Here is a 19,846-nt window from a genome sequence, read left to right as displayed (position 1 = left end):
GGAGTTGCTTATTATGGCACAAGCTTTAAAAGGAAAAATTGCATTCATTACAGGAGCTGGAAGAGGAATTGGGAAAGCTGTAGCAATTTCATTAGCAAATGAAGGAGTAAATGTAGGCTTACTCGCTCGTACAGAAGAAGCGTTAAAAGAAGTAGTAACAGAGGTTGAAGCACTTGGTGTTAAAGCTGCTTATGCAACTGTTGACGTCTCTTCTTTAGAAGAAGTAAACGAAGCAGTCGCGACATTAACAAAAGAGCTTGGAAAAGCAGATATTTTGATTAATAATGCTGGAATTGGAACATTTGGGTCTCTATTGGACATGAATCCTGAAGAATGGAAGAAAATCATTGATGTAAACCTAATGGGGCCATACTATGTAACTCGAGCAGTTCTACCACAATTAATTGAAAAAAATGGTGGAGATATTATCAATATTTCTTCCACAAATGGTTTAAATGGGGCAGCAACGTCTAGTGCTTATAGTGCTTCTAAATTCGGTCTAATTGGAATGACAGAATCATTGGCACAAGAGGTACGCAGAAACAATATTCGCGTTACATCCTTAACACCAAGCACAGTTGCAACAGAACTAGCTGTTCAAACTGATTTAATCAAAGGCAGTGCAGAGAAGTATATGCAGCCAGAAGATATCGCTGAACTTATTGTTTCTCAATTAAAATTACATCCAAGAATCTATGTAAAAGCAGCTACTGTAATAGGAACAAATCCTTTCTAAAGGTTCTGTGAAAAGAAAATAATTAAGAGTATCGGTTTAGGAGTGTTCGGTAGAGGAATGAGGCTTCACAAATATTCTCCTAACTGTAAACAAAGTAAAAGGGAATAGAATTGCTAGTTTTTAATAGCATCTCTATTCCCTTTTCTTTATTATCGTTTATTCATATCATTTGGATGTGGACCTTTTCGTCTGTCGCGGTTTAGCTCATTAATTTGTTTCATTTCCTCATTCGTTAATTCAAAATCAAATACTTGAAAATTTTCCTCAATACGAGATGGTGTAACAGATTTTGGAATGACGATCGTATTATTTTGCAAATGCCAACGTAGTACTACTTGTGCTGGTGTTTTCCCTTTTGCTACTGCTATCTGTTGGATGACTGCATCTTGAAGGACTTCTCCTCCTTGATCAAGTGGACTCCACGCTTCAACAAATATATCATGCTTTGCACAATATTCTTTTAATTCATTTTGGGCTAAGTACGGATGACATTCAACCTGATTCAAAACAGGCTTTACTTCACATTCATTCAAAATGCGCTCTAAGTGTTCCATTTCAAAGTTGCAAACACCAATGGCCTTTACTCTGCCATCTCTATATAACTTTTCTAATGCCTTATATGTATCAACATATTCATCAAATTGTGGAGTTGGCCAGTGAATCAAATAGAGATCAACATAATCAAGACCTAATCTTTCTAAGCTTTCATCAAAAGCTCTTAGCGTATTTTCATACCCCTGATCACTATTCCAAACCTTTGTTGTGATAAATAAATCTTCACGGGGAATAGACGAATCTTTAATTGCTTTTCCAACGCCTTGTTCATTTCGATATACCATCGCTGTATCAATAGAGGTATAGCCAACTTTAAAGGCATTCGTAACAGCAAGAGCCGCTTCCTCATCAGGAACCTGCCATACGCCAAATCCTAGTTGGGGCATCTTTAAGCCATTATTTAATGTAACATCGTTCATCTTTTCACACTCCTCTTTCTGAATTCTCTTTTAGTTTAGCGTGCTTAGGAATAAATTACAAAAAGAATGGTTTAAAAAGAGACAACCTTAAAGATTATCTCTTCCCTTATAATTATCTTCAATCAATAAAATTTCGTAATCTTTTCAACCGGCAATCTACTTGTATTAAAAGCAGGTGCAGTGGCTTTACCTATAGCAATTAATGTAATTGGAAATTGATTTTCAGGCAAATCAAACCGTTTGGCAAATGCTGCTTTATCAAAGCCTCCCATTACTACCGTATCATATCCCCGTTCTTTGGCTAGTAATAGAATTTGCATAGAAATTAATCCTGCATCATAGCTAGCAATTTGAGCTAGTGTTTGTTTTGGAAGATTAGGGTATATGCTTTGTGTATTGCTAATTGTTCTATCTGCAATAGCTTGATCCATGTAACCAAGAGAAACATTTTGTTCATAGATTTTCTCTACGTTTCTATAAGCTTCTGTATCTCCTAATACTGCAATAATTGCGGAAGAATCTTCAATTTGCGCTTGATTGTTTCCAATTGCTCGTAACTCTTTTTTGATTTCTTGATCTTGTATAACAATAAATCTCCAAGATTGTAGATTACTTGAAGATGGAGCACTTGTAGCCATCTCTATGATTTCTTCTAATTCCTGCTTATCCATTTTGTGAGTAGAATCATAAACTCTAACTGACTTACGACTCTTCATAACTTGTTCTAATTGTGACATAATTCCCCTCCAACTTTCTATTTCGTTATAGACAACAACTAACTTACCATTAGTAAGTAGATGTTGTCAAAGGGGACGATTTGAATTTTTTCCAACATGACATATGTCCCACTAATGAATGGTTTATTAACAATAATAATTAATGAAGCAGCATACAGATAAAATGAAGCTCTACCCTGTCTATAAAAGTAATTATTAACTGCTTTCTTCTCGTACACTCTAAAATAATTTTTTAAATAATTAAATTATTTAGCACTATCAATTAAAGCCAATAATAATAAGGGATACAGACGATTCCATAAATATCCACATCGGTTTTTTGACAGTGATAACGACCAATTTTATTTGACAGGTGCAACATTTTTCGAGATAATCGAAACCATAAAATTTTTGGGAGGGGTTGCGTGAATATTATTGAAAAGTTAATCGCAAGTGGAAATACGGTACTTTGGGGGTATGTGTTGATAGCCGTTTTACTTGGGCTTGGGATATACTTCACCATTGGATCAAAATTTGCACAAATCAGGCATGTAAAAGAAATGTTTCGCTTATTGAAAGTGAAAGAGAAGCCACCTGAACACACAGAGAAAAAACAAATTTCTTCTCTACAAGCATTTTTCGTAGGGGCAGGTACTCGAATTGGTACAGGCAATCTTGCAGGAGTAGCCATTGCCTTAGCAATTGGAGGACCTGGAGCAGTATTTTGGATGTGGATGGTAGCTATTCTCGGCAGTGCCAGCTCATTTGTGGAAAATACTTTGGCACAAATTTATAAAGCAAAAGACAATGGCCGTTTCAAAGGTGGTCCTGCCTACTATATGAAAAAGCAGCTGAATAAAAAGTGGATGAGTGCCCTTTTCGCTGTCATGATGATTCTTTCATATGGTACTACCTTTAATGCAGTACAGAGTAATACGATTGCTGTTGCATTAGAAAACTCATTTGGCCTTAGTCCCATTATCGCTGGAGTTGCCTTGGTCATTCTTACTAGTTTAGTTGTTTTTGGTGGTATTAAACGTATTGCTGATATTTCATCTCTTATCGTTCCCTTTATGGCCTTAGGCTATATTCTTCTTGCAATCTTTGTAGTAATCACCAATATTACAGAGATTCCTCATGTTTTAGCATTAATTTTTAAAAGTGCCTTCGGTATGGAACAAGTAGTTGGCGGCGGAATTGCTGCAGCTATTATGAATGGAGTTAAAAGAGGTCTCTTCTCCAATGGAGCTGGGATTGGAGGAGATCCCATTGCGGCTGCAACCGCATCTGTATCCCACCCGGCAAAACAAGGATTTATTCAGGCCCTCGGTGTATTCTTTGATACTTTACTCGTTTGTTCTGCAACTGCCTTTATTATCCTAACTTCTGATGCATATGGATCAGGCTTAACAGGCATTGAATTATCACAAGCTGCGATGGCAGAACACTTTGGCACATGGGGTGGCATTTTCTTAGGTATTGCCATATTCCTATTCGCCTTTACTTCCATCATCGGGTGCTACTATTACGGCGAAGCAAACCTACCGTTTATTAGTAAAAGCAAAAATTTCTTAAACTTTTATCGAGTATTAGCACTTGGAATGGTAATGTTTGGTGCAGTAGCTAATCTGCAAATCGTTTGGGATCTCGCTGACTTTACGATGGCAATAATGGCTCTTGTAAACTTAGCTGCTATCGCCATTCTCGGACCTATTGCCTTTAAAGCACTTGATCATTATATGAAACAGAGAAAGCTAGGAAAAGAACCTGTTTTCTACCGAAATGATATCAAGGGTCTTAAGGGAGTAGAAGCTTGGCCATTGAGGAAGAACAAGGCGATTAAAGAGGTTGTTTAGATTTGATTAAATGATTTGTGGTAAATTGAACTGGTCTGTCATTATTGGCAGTCCAGTTCAATTTTAATATTGCAGGTGGTTTGGGATTGAAAATTAGATTTGGATCATATCCACTTCCTTTTGGATTATATATCCGTTTTTCATGTATTCGCCTTCCATTCCAAAATCACATCTTCATTCCGCAGCAAAATTCTGCACTATGTTCATCTATACTAAGATAAATTATATAAAATCTCCTGCTAAGTAACTTCCTCTATCATAAAATAACTAAGAAACAACTCTTAATACGAATACTTCTTCTTTACTGCACATAATTTTTATTATTACCACAATTATGTAAGGAGAAGCTATTATGATTCAAAACAAAAAATGGAATGAAATTCAAAACCTATTAAAAAAGTGTCAGTCTGATTTAAAGGCAATCGAGAAAGATATAATCCCTTTAGAAAAAGCATTGAAAATAACAAAGAAAAATAGACCCTAACTTCTTTTAGTGGTTCTATCAAAAGTTTTCTCATTTCTATATATATTGCACCTCTGTAGCATTGTATTTCTAATGGGAAAGGGTTTTGTACAATAAATACTTTATCCTTTATTCCTCCTTCTCTCTTTGTCCCTATATACTGGGCACGAAATAATTTTTCCAAAAGTTCTAATTGTTATATTAAATGCTGTTTTTCGTTTAGTTATATTGCCCCTTCTTTAGACAAGTCTTTTAAAATAGCGATTATTTGTGAGTTACATAAGAAAAGGCCAAGTATAAGCTTCCTTCAATTAAAACATGCAAAAGGCAGACTTCAAAGTATATTTAACACTTTAGAGCCTGCCTAGAAAATTTAGATTTCCACTAAAAACGTCTTAATTTCATATGGCTTAATTTCAAATGATAGCTTTGCATTTTCCTGTTTATCGCCAATTGGTTGCTCCATAATATTGCATTCTCGCCAAGATTGAATAAGGGAATCTGATGTTAGCTCTACCATTCCCCTTTTCCCCATAAATTCATGTAAACGAACAATGATTTTATTATCATCCTCTGCTTTTTTGACTGCATCAATTAGACAATGACTGGACGCTACCTTGAATAAAGAGAAATCAGTGGTTTTTAACTTTCCTTCTAATCCTTTTAACGGCTGATTCAAATCCCACGCCTCTTGGACAGTTCTACCTTCTCTCCAGTCGCCTTCATGGGGCAAAATCGAATAAGTAAACGTATGAGCTCCTTGGTCCTGTAGATAATCTGGATAAGTTCCAGATTTAATTAGGGAAAGACGCATCGTAGAATCTTTAATGTCATAGCCATATTTACAATCGTTCAAAAGACTAATTCCATAGCCATGTTCTGATAGATCTGCCCATTGGTGTCCAACTGTTTCAAACTTAGCATAATCCCAGCTTGTATTCCAATGAGTAGGTCTTTGGACATTTCCAAATTGAATATCATAGGTTGCTTGTGTAGATCGAATCTCTACAGGAAATGCAACCTTTAATAGCTGATGTTGTTCATGCCAATCAACCTCTGTCTTAAAATCCATTCTCGGATTTTCTGAATAAAGAATAAGCTCCTGCACTATTTTAGAATGATGATACGTCCACATAAACCGTATTACTGCACGTAAGGAGTTATTCTCTACCACTTCAATATTTTCAAGGGCTGAAATCTCTTTATGCTTTTCTTGATAGAAAATGTCTATATCCCAGGCTTCCCATCTCAAAGGTTTGTCTTCAAAAACTTGCAGTACGTTCCCTGTTTGCTTTGCTTTTAAGATCTCTCTATGTGCCTTTTTATCAAAAATACGACTTAATTGTCCTTTTTCATTCCAACTAATTTTATAAAAACATGATTCAATCCCAGATTCATTTATCACAAAAGAGGATTGTTTATCCTGTCCTCCAATATTACCAGATATAAAGGCAATATTAGCTAGTCCATGGGATGGAACATCTTTCATTTGTACAAGCCATTTCTCATTCACTTTTTCAGCTTGTAGTACTTTTTCCTGTTCTGATACCCATTGCCCCTCTTCCAAGCCGTCCTTAACCGGAATTTCTACTATTCCAGAACGTGTCCAAGAGGAATCATTCATCACTGTATATTGGAAGGCGTTCTTATCTACTATGCTGTTTGAAACTTTTTCTTGCACTTCATATGCAAGTTTCTTTGCTTCTTCATATTCTAGAATGCTATCCTCATACACTTCCCGAATGGATGAGCCAGGAATGATATCATGGAATTGATTTCGCAATAAAATTGTCCAGCCTTTATGAAGAGATTCCTGTGGATAAGAGGACCAATCCTCTGTAAACACACTTGCTAAAACACTTAGCAACTCTGTTTCCCGGTACAATAATTCCTTTTTTCGATTACTTCTTTTATTATAGGCTTGGCTTGTATAGGTTCCGCGGTGAAATTCTAAATAAAGCTCGCCATCCCATGTGTGGACGTACTCATCTGTGCTATTCACTTTTTCATGAAGCGCTTCAAAATAATCGCCCGCTTTTGTTGATTTCACATGAGGAAGACCAGGAATTCGGTCAAATCTTCTCCGCATTTCCAGCATATCTCGGTTTACTCCGCCCCCACCATCTCCATAGCCATAGGACATCAGTAAATCTTGCGTAATATTTTTGTCTTTATAGTTATCCCAAACACCTTGAACGACATCTGCTTGCATTTCTCCATTGTAGTCATAAGCCCAGCCTCTGCTGTTCGGATAGGGAGTTGTTACAAAATGAGTTAAAATTTCCGTTCCATCAATACCTCGCCATTGAAATGTATCATGTGGCATCCGATTATACTGATTCCAGCTAATCTTTGTCGTCATAAAAGTCTCAATACCTGATTGCTTTAAAATCTGCGGCAATGACCAGCTATAACCAAAAACATCTGGCAACCATAGATACTTACTTGTTACACCAAACTCTTCTTTTAAAAACCTTGTTCCGTGTAATAATTGTCGGACGAAAGATTCCCCAGATGGCAAATTACAGTCAGGTTCAAGCCACATTCCACCTTCTGGCTCCCATCTGCCCTCTGCCACTCTATCCTTTAATTGAGCATAAATTTCTGGATAATCCTCTTTGATATAGGCATAAAGCTGTGGCTGTGATTGCATAAATATGTATTCTGGATATTGCTCCATTAAGCGCAGTACTGTTGAGAAAGAACGCGCTGCTTTTTCTCGTGTATGCTTCAATCGCCATAACCATGCTACATCAATATGTGTGTGGCCAATGGCATGGATTGTGACAGCAGATTGCTTTTCCATTTTATCTAAGGCATTATTCAAAATATTATTTGCTTTGTTGATAGATTCATAGAATACAGCAGAACCTGGCTCCACCCAGTCTATTTCCATAAAAGCTTGATTTAATGAAGTAAGAAGGGCTTGGTATTCCGCACGGTTATTATCTAAAATTTGTATCGTTTGAATCACTGCTTTTGCCGTATAATATAAATCATCTGTTGCTTCATCAAGCCAGCCAATCTTGGCAGTCTTGATCTTATTCTCTTGAACTTGAGGAATTCCGCCTCCCTCTAAGCCAGACCATAGCCGAAAAATCAGGCTTACATTTGTTCCACAATGCGTTTTCTTAAGAAAAACTTCTCGATGGTTAGCATCTACTCCTTGGTACGTTTCCTGGTTCACATATAACAATGATTCAAATCCTGAATTGGTCCCTCCATCTGTTATACCAAAGTCAAAATATCCTAGTACTTTTCTATCCCTCCAGCTCGCAGGAATCGCAACTTCTGTCTTTAACCAAGCATATTGATCCCTTCCTGCCCAGTTAGCTCCTACGTTAATGGTTGTCCATTCCCCATCTTCCGGTGGTCTTGCACCAATTTTTCCTTCTTCATCTAATTGTATATGAAAGGACTCTAAGAAAATGGAATCTCGATAACGATATTTATCTAGTTCCTTTATTCTTGCTTCTAATTTTTTCTCTGTCCAGAACATAGAATACCTCCTTGTAAGATAATTCCTAAAATTTCGACTACACTCATTATCTTATAATCAGTAGGATAGTCAACCTGTATATTTAAAAGAGAGAGATTTGAAATGGAAGGAAACCAAAGCAAAGGGAACGGGCATTGGTCTAATGATTAGCTTTCAAATAATTGAAAGTCATCAAGGAACCATTAGTGTAGCTAGCGAAGTTGATGTTGGCACAACATTTACGATTACTTTACCAAAATCACATTACTAAGTAGCTGCTAATCATTATACATTCACCCTAGAAAATAAATAAAACAAATTTTCTAGGGGGTTTATCCTTCATTCATTCGATTTCCTATTCAAATGAACATTATTGTAGATTTCCTAAACAAACTTGATTTCTATTGCCTCAATTCGTTTACTCTGTCCTGTCGTACCTGCGTCCTCTCCATTTCTTTTCCACTCTGTCCATCCTTCGTATTCCACATGGACTCTGTATTGAACATTTAAACCTGTAACTTTTATTCGAATAGCTTCCATACGCAACCCCAAACCGATTGTTCCAATTACTTCGCCATTACCTCTTAACGTTGTCCAGCCCTTCCCTTGTACATGTCCTTGCATCTCTAATTCAGCATCTGTATTTACCAATCTAACAGTTAACGCTTCTAGCCTTTTTGATTCTCCAGTGGTTCCAGCTGTTTGACCATCTTTTTTCCACCCTTGCCAGCCGATTCCTTGTATATGTGCATCATACATAATAGATGGTAGACGAAGTAGTCGCAGGCTTTGGAGCTGGTTGCGTTGATTGAGTTGGTTGAGTCGCTTTCACTTTAAGATTATATGCTTTCGCAATACCTGTTACATGTCCACGAGCTATAGCGTCTAACACATCATTTCTTTTAAGCAAATCAGCATCCGCTTTCGTATCAATAAAGAGGTTTTCCGTTAGCATGGCGTTCATATTACTCTCCCTTAGCACATGGAAATTTGCTGATTTAACCCCGCGATCAAAGACACCAAAAGCTTTTAGTTCATTCATTACAGCTGTATGGATAGCTGCTTGGATTTTCCCAGCATTGCTAGTTGCAGATAAAGTATTATAACGGTAATCCTCGTAGCCAGAACCTCCTCCAGCATTAATATGAATGGATAGAAAGAAGTCAGCTCCCCATGTATTTGCTGCATTCGTACGTTGCGTTAATGATAAAGTAGTATCATTAGTGCGGCTCATTCTTACACTAACGTCTTCATAACTTTTTAATAAAGTTTCTATTTTTTTAGCAATAGTTAATGTTAATGCTTTTTCTTGTAACCCATTACCTACTGCTCCTGAATCAGTCCCACCATGTCCTGGATCGATAAAGATTTTCACCATTCTTCTTCACTCCCTATTTTGGTGTTATGATTTATTTTATGACAAACGCTGTCATCTGTTCCTATGACGATATATAGGATCCTTACTACGTGCAGCTAAGCAATTTTACAGTTAAATTAGTCAAAAAAAAGGACTCTCAACGAACCTGGAGAATCCTTTGCAAATTGAATATATTTTATCAAGTAGACTATGAAACAAGGAAGCCATCCCCATCTCTGCCTCCAGCCCTCATCCCTTTTACATGTGGTCGACCGATGGAGAAATAATTAATGCCTACCTCTCTTGCTTCCTCCAGTGGAAAACAATTACGCCCATCAAAAACAAACGGTTCGTTCATCTTCTCCTTAATAATGGTTAAATCAATCGCCTTAATTTCTTCCCATTCGGTAAAAATGAAGCAAATGTCTGCCCCTTCAAGTGCCTTCTCTGGTATTTTTTCGTAAACTACGTCAGTAGGAAAGAGTTTTTTAAAGTTCTCTGCTCCAACTGGATCATATACATGTACCTTTGCGCCTTCATTTAATAATAACCGCACATTAGGAATAGAAGGAGCTTCTCGTAAATCATCTGTTCCAGGCTTAAAAGTTAGTCCGAGCACAGCCACTTTTAGCCCATGGAAGGATGAAAACTCGGTCCTCGCTTTTGAAATTAGCTTGAATTTTTGCTTTTCATTTACCTCTATCGCTGCCTTCACTGTACGCAAGACATAACCTTCTTCTTCAGCGAGCCAATGTAAAGCTTTAGTATCCTTTGGAAAACACGAACCACCGTACCCAATACCAGGATTTAAGAATTTTTTTCCTATACGCTCATCATAGCTCATCCCACTTGTAACGTCATCGATATTTGCTCCAACTACCTCGCATAGATTGGCAATATCATTGATGAAAGAAATCTTTAATGCAAGGAAATCATTTGATGCATATTTAACCATTTCAGCACTGCGACGATTCATCGTTAAAATTGGTTGTTTAAATGGTTCATAAATAGAAGTTAATATGTCTTTTGCCCGCTTACTCTCTACCCCAATTACTATCCGAGAGGCATATAATGTATCTTTAATCGCACTTCCTTGTGCAAGAAATTCTGGATTTGAAGCAACTTCAACAGCAACTTTATGTTTTAAATGATGCTTAATATAGGTTTCCAACCGGTCATTTGTTCCAATTGGAACCGTTGATTTAATGACAATCAGACAATCACGGGTTATACTTTCGGCAATTTGCTTTACAACTTGGAATACATAATGTAAATTAGCTGACCCATCTTCATTCTCTGGTGTTCCAACGCCAATGAAAATAACATCTGATTGAGCATAAGCCTGTTCATAATCTGTGGTAAATGTTAATTTCCCTGCATTCGTATTTTTTTCTATTAATCCATCTAATTCCGGCTCATAAATCGGCGAAATCCCTAAGTTTAATAGAACGATTTTCTCTTGGGATGGATCCACACACGTAACTTGGTGACCAACTTCTGCTAAACAAACACCTGTCACTAATCCAACATATCCTGTACCTGCCACTGTGATATTCATTCTACAATCTCCTTATGTAAAAAATTAGAGACCAAACTTGCTCTATATTAATCAATAAAAAGGCAATTCTATTCAGAATATCTTTAGTATATTGCTTTACTATTTATTCTCTTTTAATCTTTTTTATATTTTTAGTAAAGTAATGTAAATTTTTCACCTATCATCAAAAGTAACTTATGTTAAAATACATCTAATATGAAAGATTTGGAGGGAATCTATTGGTTAGTATCTTCATTTTTATATCCTTCTTCATTTCTGCTATCCTCTCTATTCTTACCTTTATACAAACAAAAAATAAATGGGTAGCATTATTGATTGCTTTTTGTTGGAATTCAGTCTTTTTAGTGGGATCTACGCTGATATATTATTTATGTAATGAAGAGGCTAAATTATTTGGATTAGGACATACTTCTATCTATGTACTGCCACTATTCATTCCGATTATTTCTTGGATTGACTTTTTTATCATCGAGTTAATTAGAAAATATAATAAAAATGTCGATTCTAATTAAAAGAATCGACACACTTTATCAAGCGATTGCTTTTGCTAAGGCAATTCTAAACATTGTACCTTGTCCTTTTTTGCTGACAACCGTTATTTCTCCCTTCATATCTCTTATAATACGATATACCAAGGTAAGGCCAATACCTGTTCCTTTATCTTTGGTAGAATAATACGGTGTTCCTAATTGTTTCACCTGTTTACTCGTCATTCCTATTCCATTGTCTTCAATTTCAATATAAATTTTTTCTCCAAAAGCATATGCACGGACTGCTAATATACCGTTCCCATTCATAGCTTCTACACTATTTTTCATCATATTAATCATCGCCTGCCTAAATTCATTCCTTTTCCCTTTACAATAGAGGTGGTTAGAGATCACCGCATCGATGATAATAGTATGATTATTTGTATAAGAAGTTATTACTTCAATAATGCTCCTCAGTTCAGCTGTAATATTTAAATTGTCCTCTTCTTCTCTCGAAACAGGTTTTGCCATTGATAAATAATCATTGATGATCGTTTCTGTACGTTCCAATTCTCCTAACGATATTTCTATGTATTTTCTTTGTTTTTCAGATAAATTATTGTCTCCACGTATTAGTTGCAGAAATCCCTTCACAGATGTCATCGGGTTTCTTACCTCATGTGCAACAGATGCAGCCAATTGACTTACTGCATTTACTCGTTCCGCCATTTGAATTTTAGTTTGATTAAGAATTTTCTCTTCATTATATTGGATCATGATGATAACAATATATAATGCCCCCCAAGTAGAAAACGTATAAACCAAAGTAAAAGGAAGTTGGGCTAATTGATTGGTAATGAATATATTTATAATTCGAGTTAGGGCGCTTAGCCAGTAAACACTCATAATTATTATCCATTTCTTTTTAAAGGTAAGCGTCACCAATTTATTTTTTAAAATAAGAATAATGGTAGCAGCAATAGTGTAATTAAAGAAATTCATATAAAAAGCATTCCCTAACATAAAAAATTTATATCCTATTAAAATTAAGGTTAAAAGGATACTCGTGTTTAAGCCACCATAGACAAATGCTAATAGAATGGGAACTACTTTAAGATCATAATAAACTCCCTCTCCAATCTCAATTGGATGCACCATACTGAGAACAAGCATCAAAAAAAGGCTGAAAGAAAAATTTGACATTATTTTTTTTCGCTGTGAAATTTCTTCTTTACTAACTAATAGATACCAAACGATTGGTAAGATAATCACTAACAAATGATAAGATAATTGTTCAACGGTCGGAAAAGCTAACAATATTAGTAACCAGCCCTTCTAAGTAGATTTAGCTACTTAATTATTCGAGCTTTTCCGCTAAATTCCTTTAAAAATACCAAGTTAATCCTCGACAAATTCAGAGCGCTCTTAAATTTCCCCAAAAAACATTTCTCCATTTTTCCTATTGTATAATAGAATGAAAGATATTTATTCGATTTAACATAATTAAGAAATTTCCATCAACATAAATATCATAAATCTAGAAGGGAGACAGAAAGTTATGTTTAGAATTGGAAGTATTTTTATCCCCGTTACAGACTTAGAGAAAGCAAGTAAATGGTATGAAAAAATGCTAGGTGTAAAGAAAATTGATAGCTGGGAAGAAGGGGTCGGATTTTATTTTCCAAGCGGTTCCACTCAGCTTGCATTAATTCAAGTGGATATACCGCAATCCTCTGAATTTATAGTAAAAAATGAAGAAAAAAATTCCTACTTTAATTTTATTGTAGATCATATTGAAGAGGTATATGAGTATTTGAATAAAAACGGTGTGAAAACGACAGAAATAAAGGATTTTGGTGGAATGAAATACTTTGATTTCTTTGATCTAGATGGAAATCCATTTAGTGTGGTGGATGAACCAATCAATTCCCCATTTCACAGTGCAAATATTCAAAAATTACAAAATACTATTTTTTAACCAATTATATAAAAGAGGCTGGGACTAAACTAAATAATTAATCTTTAAAGACGAACAATCTTTAATCCAGCTCTTAAATAAAGCTACTTTATTTTTTTTATATAGTTAAGTGTAAAAACTAAGTCGTTCCATTGCGCTACAGACGCACGATGCGCCGGGGAGTAAGCTGATCCTCCTCGGCACGCCTGCGGGGTCTCAGCCTTTCCTCTATTTCCCGCAGGAGTCGAGTGTCCTCCGCTCCATTCCACTTCGTTTCTAAACCTTTTTTCAAAATAATACACACGAACATTTACACAAATAATTTTGTAAGTGTTCGTGTGTATTGTTAGTTGAGATGCTTTTGTCCCAGCCTCTTAGTCTTCTGTTTTATCACTTTGATCTTTATTCCGTTTATTCCCTTTACTGTTATCGTCACTAACACTAGTTTGATTTCCCTTTGGTGAGTATTGATTCTTACTTCCATTGTTATATTTTTTCGTCATTTTTAACACTCCTTTCTGTTTGCCTCTAAATAGGTTTTCCAAATGGAGCTATGACTAATATGGTAAAAACAAGCAATTTATTCGTTACTTAAATTTAGATGTGAGGAAATGACAAACTCCATCTTCATCACAAGTTAACTCTGTTATTTCTTTTGCTATTTCTTTAATGTGTTCTGGTGCATTTTGCATAGCAACTGGCATGGAAACGAATTGCAGCATTTGGATGTCATTATCACTATCTCCAATTCCCATCGTCTCTTTCGCTGATAGACTAAACTTCTCTAGCATTTGTTTAATGCCTGTTGCTTTATTTACATTTGCAACCATTACTTCTACATTATGTCCAGAGGATGTAGAAGCAGTAAAGTCGACTTCCTTTCTTAATTCTTCTAATACTTGCTTCCACTGGTTAATATGTTCTTTCGTTCGAGCAAAGAAATAAAACTTCGAAAATTTGCTTCCCTCTATTGTATCCTTCCAATCTATTTTTCCATTAATTGCTTCTTTTCGAGAAAGCCATTCATTGATCCCAACACTTTCCGGCTTCGGTTCCCTGATTTCGTGCATAACATACTCCTTATCTTGATTTAATGTTATACGAGAAGCTCCATATGGGAAAAGCTCATAATATACTTTATACTCTCTTGCCTTTTCAATAATGGTTTCAACTAATTGTAAAGGTAGTGTATGTTGAAAAATCGGCTCTTTTCCTATATATCCAGCCATGCCGTTGGAAGTAACATAACCATCTACTTCAAATCCTTCTGGTACGACAGATGTAATTTCGTCAAAGGATCTTCCTGTTGCTATAAAAACGAAGAAACCCTCCTTTCGTAAATCATCAATAATCTCTTTTGTCTTCAGACTTACCTGATTCTGATGATTTAAAATCGTACCATCCATATCTAGAAAAATAGCCTTTGGTTTTTGTAACAAAATAAATCCCCCTTTAATACTCTTACTCGCAAGTATACACCTCGTTACATTTTTGCTCAAATGCATCGATTTAGCATTTCGATTGCTTAAAACCTTTCTCTGCACTAGAATTTTTGCAAAAAAATAAGCATGTGCTGTAAAACACATGCTCATTTATTACATCTCTTCACTCTTATTAATCCTAAATTTCAACAGTAATTTAGTAAACCAGAATGATACAAACACTATCACTAAATCCAAAAGGAATAAATGAAAGGCATTCACTCCTCTATGAAAAGTCACTAATCCAATTGCTTCTTCAATATTGGCAAAAACAAAAGCATTTAGAGCACTTAATAGTATTGTTAGTATATAAAAGTTTTTCTGATGATTTGTCGCATATTGATATACTAATATATATCCTACTGGAAGAAAAGAACCTGTAATATTTAACGCATTAGGAACAAGCGGAAATAGAAAGTATGTATGTGTTAAGAAATTCCCTCTGCTAAGAGTAAGATCTATGTATGCCCAAAGTAAATGAACAGTATAGCCAAAGAACAATATTTCAAATAATCTTCTTCTATCAATAGCTATAAACAGAATGATTAATGGGAAAATTAAAGAAATAACAATGAGCCAAAATTGCCATGTCGTATAATCCGAAAATTTATCCCAATAAGAAATGTATAAAGAATGTAATATGTCATTCTGTTCATTAATTTTTTCCCAAATTTCTTTGTAGTTCACTTCATTCATCTCCTACTTAAAGTTTCCATTATAAGAGGGGGGTTAGTAACCATCTTCATAATAAGGTTAAAAAAATTGTTTCCTTCACTAACCAACAAATTATAATGTTCCTCCTTAAATAGTTTGTACAATATATCGACAAATACTCATAAATAATGGAATTGCTTATATAACTTGCAAGTTTGTCTTAAAAAGCAAAAGCCAAGCGTTTAATACACTTGGCTTTTAAAAAAATACCCTTAGAGCTCAGATTTAAGTTTTTTTATATAGGGAGGAATTACATTTTCACGGCTACAATTGTGACAATAGTATTGCTTTACCATGTCATCACATAAGTACGTTTTTAACACAAATGCTGGAATACGTTGAGGCAATCCACAATGCTGGCAGAAAAATACGTACTCACCCTTTTTCTTCATGGACCTCACTCCATTCATTCATTTTCCATGCTTATTCGATTCCATTGCTGCCTATACTTTTAAACAATTTGCCTTTATCCATTATTATTTACTTCCATTATACTCCTAAAATGAATGTAGTACATGATTAGCAGTACATAATTTTATGCATCTTTTCCCTATATTAGAATTATATTACTTGATTCTCTTCCCATTCTTCCCTTAAAATTCCCATACGAATTGAATCATAGTATACTCCATTATAATAACGGCACTTTCTCATTCGTCCTTCCATCGTCATACCAAGCTTTTCTCCAATCTTAATCATCCGCTCATTGCCAGACCATGTTGTATACCCGACCCGGACTAAAGGCATTTTCTTAAATAAATGGTCGATCCAAAGCTTTATTACTCTTGTTCCATATCCACCGCTCCAATAATTCGGAGCATAAATAACAATTCCCATCTCTAGCCATTTGGATGGCTCATGTTCCCAATAATAGCCGACAGTGCCAATCAACTCTCCTTCTACAACAATGGCCCAGTAATCTTCTCTCTCTAGGTAGCGGTCCTTTTTTGTTAAGAATTCTTCGTAGGTTATCGCTTTATGTGCATAATACGGAGCATCCCATTTTTTCCATTCAGGTGACTCCTCTTTGAATGCCAATGTCCAAAGACGATGGAGATCCTCCTCTTTAATTGGTCTTACTATCAATTCTTTATCTTGATACAATGTTACCAGCTCCTCTCTCTTCATTACCTCCAATGGATCGCTCAATCGATGACAAACTCCAGATTATGATGATTACTTGAATGTCGACTTTTTTTCCACGCCATCTTATTATTTTCTTTCCAAAAACTAAATTTGAATTCTATACCACTTCAGGATTTAAGGTCGTTCTAGTTGCTACCATCTAAAAGAACCGTCCGTTTGTACCCTTACGTTTTATTAAAGATGTACAAATGTATCCAACAAGTAATCCCAAAACTACTCCCATTCCATCAATAATAATGGCGTCCTGCCAATGTCCTGTTCTACCAGGCACAAAGCTTTGATGCCATTCATCTGAGATTGCATAAAGGAGGGCAAGGGCGCCACTTATTACATATACCCATTTTCGTTCTACCCTTGTATGCATGAGTGTTATAAAAAGAAGAAGGCTTAATAAACAATAGCCGATAACATGTCCTGCTTTACGAAATAGAAATTCTATAAAGCCATATGGATCTGCATCAGTGGAAACAATCTGACCATCGTACTCAAATTGAATAGATGGTAATGGGATATTAGAAAGATCCACTTTATCTCGTAAAAATGGCTTAATATCTTGTTCCTGATATGGCATATGGGAGATGAAAAAAATAACGAGCATAGAAGCAATACAAATAAACACTAATAGATAAAATCTTTTTTTACGGGAAATTTTCAGGGGCAATTTACATTCATTCCTTTTTATATAATCAATTTTCAGCCATTCACTTTATTAAAAAATTGTAAAATTTAGTGAAATAGTAAGATGTTTTTTCCATTATACAATTATTCTTCTAGTAAAGAGTAGCATTTTTTTCCTTCCTTTCTTATTTAATAACAATGTAATGATTAAATAAACAAAATATTCCCACTTTTAATAGGTTTATTGTATAATCAAACTAATCGTTTCGAATAACGAAATAGTTTGTTAGAGAAGGAGAATGAAAAATGAATACAGAGATGGAAAAGACGCTTTACCGTTCAGAAGTTCCTTTAGAACATACTTGGGACCTACGTGATTTATTTGAAACAGAAGAAGGATGGAAAGAAGAAATAGCATCGATTGAAGAGAGTATTCCTACTGTTACTCAATTTAAAGGCAAGTTTCATCAGAATGCTACAATGTTATTGGAATGCTTAAAAGCGCGAGATGCACTAAATGAAAGATTAACGAGAGCTATTACCTATGCAAATCTTAATCAATCTACAGATGGATTAAATCCTGTATATCAAGAGAACGATGCGATTGTTTCTTCACTCTATGCAAAAGTGAGTTCAAGCCTTTCGTTTATTGATTCTGAAATTCTTACACTATCAAATGATGAAATAAATACATATATGCAATCTGAAGAAGAATTGCAGGTTTTCTCCAAAACACTAAATGACCTAATGGAAGCAAAGCCTCATATGTTATCACCAGAAGCAGAAGAAGTATTAGCGGCCTTTGGCGAAATCCATGGTTCCCCTTATATGATATATCAAAGAAGCAAAACATCCGATATGGAATTCTCTTCTTTTGTTACAAATAATGGGACTGAATATCCGTTAACATTCAATTCCTTTGAAAAGTATGAAGAATCTGCTGATAAAGAGATTAGAAGAAAAGCATACGACTCTTTTACCGCAGGGCTAAATCGCTATAAAAATACGTATGCAGCTACCTATGGAACAGAAGTGAAAAAACAAGTAATCGAATCTCGTCTACGTAACTATGAATCTGTAACCGATATGCTTTTACAAGAACAGCAAGTGACAAAAGAAATGTACCATAACCAGCTGGACACCATTCTCACAGAATTAGCACCACATATGCAGAGATATGCGAGATTAAAAGAACGCATTTTAGGTTTAGATAAAATTCATTATTGTGACCTAAAGGCACCGCTTGATACAACCTATGATCCTGAAATCACCTATGAAGAAGCATCTAAGCTTATTTTAGAGGCACTTGATGTGATGGGTCCAGAGTATATGGAGATTATGGAAAAAGGTTTAAAGGATCGTTGGGTAGATTTAGCCGATAACCATGGGAAACGTTCTGGCGCCTTCTGCTCCAGCCCGTATGGTGCACATCCATATATATTAATGACATGGCATAATTCCATGCGAAATACTTTTACACTTGCCCATGAACTTGGACATGCAGGACATTTCGTTCTTGCTGGAAGAAATCAAATTATCTCCAATACTCGACCATCCCGTTACTTTGTCGAGGCACCATCTACAATGAATGAAATGCTTTTGAGTAAGCATATTATAAAAAAATCTACTAATGCCCAAATCAGAAGATGGGTAATCCTTCAATCGCTAGGCACATATTATCATAATTTCGTTACCCATATACTTGAGGGTGCATTACAAAGAAGAATCTATGAGTTAGCAGAGCAAGGAATGCCAATCACAGCAAAAGTTTTATGTGAGCAAAACCTCGCAGTCTTAAAGTCATTCTGGGGAGATAGCGTGGAAATAGATGAAGGTGCTGGGCTAACGTGGATGCGCCAACCACATTATTATATGGGGCTTTATCCATATACTTACTCTGCGGGCCTAACAGCATCAACTGCTGTCTCTCAAATGATTGAAGAGGAAGGAAAACCAGCAGTTGATCGCTGGTTAACGGTTCTAAAAGCTGGAGGCACCTTAAAACCATTTGAACTAATGAAATTAGCGAATGTCGACATGTCCACACCAGAACCAATCCAAAAAGCAATTGCCTATGTTGGAAGCTTAATAGATGAATTAGAGGCTAGTTATTAATACTTTCGAATATTGAGCTATATTTAATATAACGAGCCTGTTCTTACATTTCACTTCATGAAGGAGCAACAGGCGAACATAAAAAAAAGGAGGAGAAATGAACTGACCTAGCCAAATGAGACATATATAAAACACCTATCCATATTAAATTTAACACTTTTTCATTAATTTGATATTGGTTCTTTACTGGAAATAGTTCAGGCACTT

Annotated in this window: 18 protein-coding genes and 1 pseudogene; 7 read left to right on the top strand and 12 right to left on the bottom strand. The window is 35.5% G+C overall.

Annotated elements, in window-relative coordinates; all coding sequences use genetic code 11:
- Positions 1-13: 13 nt before the first annotated feature.
- Positions 14-736: a 3-ketoacyl-ACP reductase gene (locus ACTQ5K_RS00095; RefSeq protein ID WP_235251601.1), complete on the top strand. Its 723-nt coding sequence runs from the start codon at positions 14-16 to the stop codon at positions 734-736.
- A 149-nt stretch (positions 737-885) separates the two neighbouring features.
- Here the strand turns inward: ACTQ5K_RS00095 and ACTQ5K_RS00090 are convergent, their stop codons facing one another.
- Together ACTQ5K_RS00090 and ACTQ5K_RS00085 are read right to left on the bottom strand one after the other, a co-directional pair.
- Positions 886-1,710, bottom strand: a complete 825-nt coding sequence (locus ACTQ5K_RS00090; RefSeq protein WP_235251602.1) for an aldo/keto reductase — start codon at positions 1,708-1,710, stop codon at positions 886-888.
- 122 nt (positions 1,711-1,832) lie between these two features.
- Positions 1,833-2,447, bottom strand: coding sequence for a nitroreductase family protein (locus ACTQ5K_RS00085; protein WP_154708671.1), 615 nt, complete (start codon positions 2,445-2,447; stop codon positions 1,833-1,835).
- A gap of 404 nt (positions 2,448-2,851) precedes the next feature.
- Between ACTQ5K_RS00085 and ACTQ5K_RS00080 the strand changes: the two genes are divergently transcribed.
- Positions 2,852-4,282 (top strand): alanine/glycine:cation symporter family protein, encoded by a 1,431-nt coding sequence (locus tag ACTQ5K_RS00080; RefSeq protein ID WP_441131963.1) that lies wholly within the window; start codon positions 2,852-2,854, stop codon positions 4,280-4,282.
- Positions 4,283-4,634: 352 nt separating this feature from the next.
- Positions 4,635-4,766 carry a hypothetical protein gene (locus tag ACTQ5K_RS00075; RefSeq protein ID WP_268817857.1) on the top strand — a complete coding sequence of 44 codons (132 nt, stop codon included), beginning with the start codon at positions 4,635-4,637 and terminating at the stop codon, positions 4,764-4,766.
- 352 nt (positions 4,767-5,118) lie between these two features.
- On the opposite strand, the gene ACTQ5K_RS00070 is transcribed toward ACTQ5K_RS00075, so the two are convergent.
- Positions 5,119-8,244: an alpha-mannosidase gene (locus tag ACTQ5K_RS00070; RefSeq protein WP_441131962.1), complete on the bottom strand. Its 3,126-nt coding sequence runs from the start codon at positions 8,242-8,244 to the stop codon at positions 5,119-5,121.
- A 112-nt stretch (positions 8,245-8,356) separates the two neighbouring features.
- On the opposite strand from ACTQ5K_RS00070, the pseudogene ACTQ5K_RS00065 reads away from it, so the two are divergent.
- Positions 8,357-8,494, top strand: a pseudogene (locus ACTQ5K_RS00065) (ATP-binding protein); the annotation flags it as partial.
- A 113-nt stretch (positions 8,495-8,607) separates the two neighbouring features.
- Here the strand turns inward: ACTQ5K_RS00065 and ACTQ5K_RS00060 are convergent.
- From ACTQ5K_RS00060 to ACTQ5K_RS00050, 3 genes are all read right to left on the bottom strand, one after another.
- The gene (locus ACTQ5K_RS00060) at positions 8,608-8,982 is read right to left on the bottom strand and encodes a hypothetical protein (protein ID WP_268817862.1); all 375 of its coding nucleotides are present in this window, start codon (positions 8,980-8,982) and stop codon (positions 8,608-8,610) included.
- Positions 8,975-9,601, bottom strand: a complete 627-nt coding sequence (locus ACTQ5K_RS00055) for an N-acetylmuramoyl-L-alanine amidase (RefSeq protein ID WP_441993123.1) — start codon at positions 9,599-9,601, stop codon at positions 8,975-8,977. Before ACTQ5K_RS00055 ends, ACTQ5K_RS00060 begins: the two co-directional genes overlap by 8 nt.
- Positions 9,602-9,788: 187 nt before the next feature.
- Positions 9,789-11,138, bottom strand: a complete 1,350-nt coding sequence (locus tag ACTQ5K_RS00050; RefSeq protein WP_154708667.1) for a UDP-glucose dehydrogenase family protein — start codon at positions 11,136-11,138, stop codon at positions 9,789-9,791.
- A 218-nt stretch (positions 11,139-11,356) separates the two neighbouring features.
- Here ACTQ5K_RS00050 and ACTQ5K_RS00045 point away from each other — a divergent pair, with 218 nt between their 5' ends.
- Positions 11,357-11,650, top strand: a complete 294-nt coding sequence (locus ACTQ5K_RS00045) for a hypothetical protein (protein ID WP_349205500.1) — start codon at positions 11,357-11,359, stop codon at positions 11,648-11,650.
- Between the two features lie 18 nt (positions 11,651-11,668).
- Here the strand turns inward: ACTQ5K_RS00045 and ACTQ5K_RS00040 are convergent, their stop codons facing one another.
- The gene (locus ACTQ5K_RS00040; protein ID WP_441993120.1) at positions 11,669-12,925 is read right to left on the bottom strand and encodes an ATP-binding protein; all 1,257 of its coding nucleotides are present in this window, start codon (positions 12,923-12,925) and stop codon (positions 11,669-11,671) included.
- 241 nt (positions 12,926-13,166) lie between these two features.
- Here ACTQ5K_RS00040 and ACTQ5K_RS00035 point away from each other — a divergent pair, with 241 nt between their 5' ends.
- Positions 13,167-13,586 carry a VOC family protein gene (locus ACTQ5K_RS00035; RefSeq protein ID WP_031540474.1) on the top strand — a complete coding sequence of 140 codons (420 nt, stop codon included), beginning with the start codon at positions 13,167-13,169 and terminating at the stop codon, positions 13,584-13,586.
- 353 nt (positions 13,587-13,939) lie between these two features.
- Here ACTQ5K_RS00035 and ACTQ5K_RS00030 read toward each other — a convergent pair whose 3' ends face one another.
- The 5 genes from ACTQ5K_RS00030 to ACTQ5K_RS00010 all read right to left on the bottom strand — a co-directional run bounded on the left by ACTQ5K_RS00030 (position 13,940) and on the right by ACTQ5K_RS00010 (position 17,567).
- Positions 13,940-14,068, bottom strand: a complete 129-nt coding sequence (locus ACTQ5K_RS00030; RefSeq protein ID WP_441993118.1) for a hypothetical protein — start codon at positions 14,066-14,068, stop codon at positions 13,940-13,942.
- A gap of 84 nt (positions 14,069-14,152) precedes the next feature.
- Positions 14,153-15,004: a Cof-type HAD-IIB family hydrolase gene (locus ACTQ5K_RS00025; protein ID WP_235251604.1), complete on the bottom strand. Its 852-nt coding sequence runs from the start codon at positions 15,002-15,004 to the stop codon at positions 14,153-14,155.
- A gap of 156 nt (positions 15,005-15,160) precedes the next feature.
- Positions 15,161-15,733, bottom strand: coding sequence for a hypothetical protein (locus ACTQ5K_RS00020; RefSeq protein WP_031537245.1), 573 nt, complete (start codon positions 15,731-15,733; stop codon positions 15,161-15,163).
- Positions 15,734-16,321: 588 nt separating this feature from the next.
- A complete protein-coding gene (locus ACTQ5K_RS00015) occupies positions 16,322-16,864 on the bottom strand; it encodes a GNAT family N-acetyltransferase (protein ID WP_031537246.1) in 543 nt (180 codons plus the stop codon).
- A gap of 181 nt (positions 16,865-17,045) precedes the next feature.
- Positions 17,046-17,567 carry a VanZ family protein gene (locus ACTQ5K_RS00010; protein ID WP_349204639.1) on the bottom strand — a complete coding sequence of 174 codons (522 nt, stop codon included), beginning with the start codon at positions 17,565-17,567 and terminating at the stop codon, positions 17,046-17,048.
- A gap of 263 nt (positions 17,568-17,830) precedes the next feature.
- On the opposite strand from ACTQ5K_RS00010, the gene pepF reads away from it, so the two are divergent.
- Entirely contained in the window at positions 17,831-19,639 is a 1,809-nt protein-coding gene (pepF, locus tag ACTQ5K_RS00005; RefSeq protein ID WP_441993115.1) for an oligoendopeptidase F, read from the top strand.
- The last annotated feature ends 207 nt before the right edge of the window (positions 19,640-19,846 follow it).

The organism is Niallia sp. Sow4_A1, assembly GCF_052116745.1.
GTDB classification, from domain to species: Bacteria; Bacillota; Bacilli; order Bacillales; family Cytobacillaceae; genus Niallia; species Niallia hominis.
This window is presented reverse-complemented; position numbering and strand designations above follow the sequence as displayed.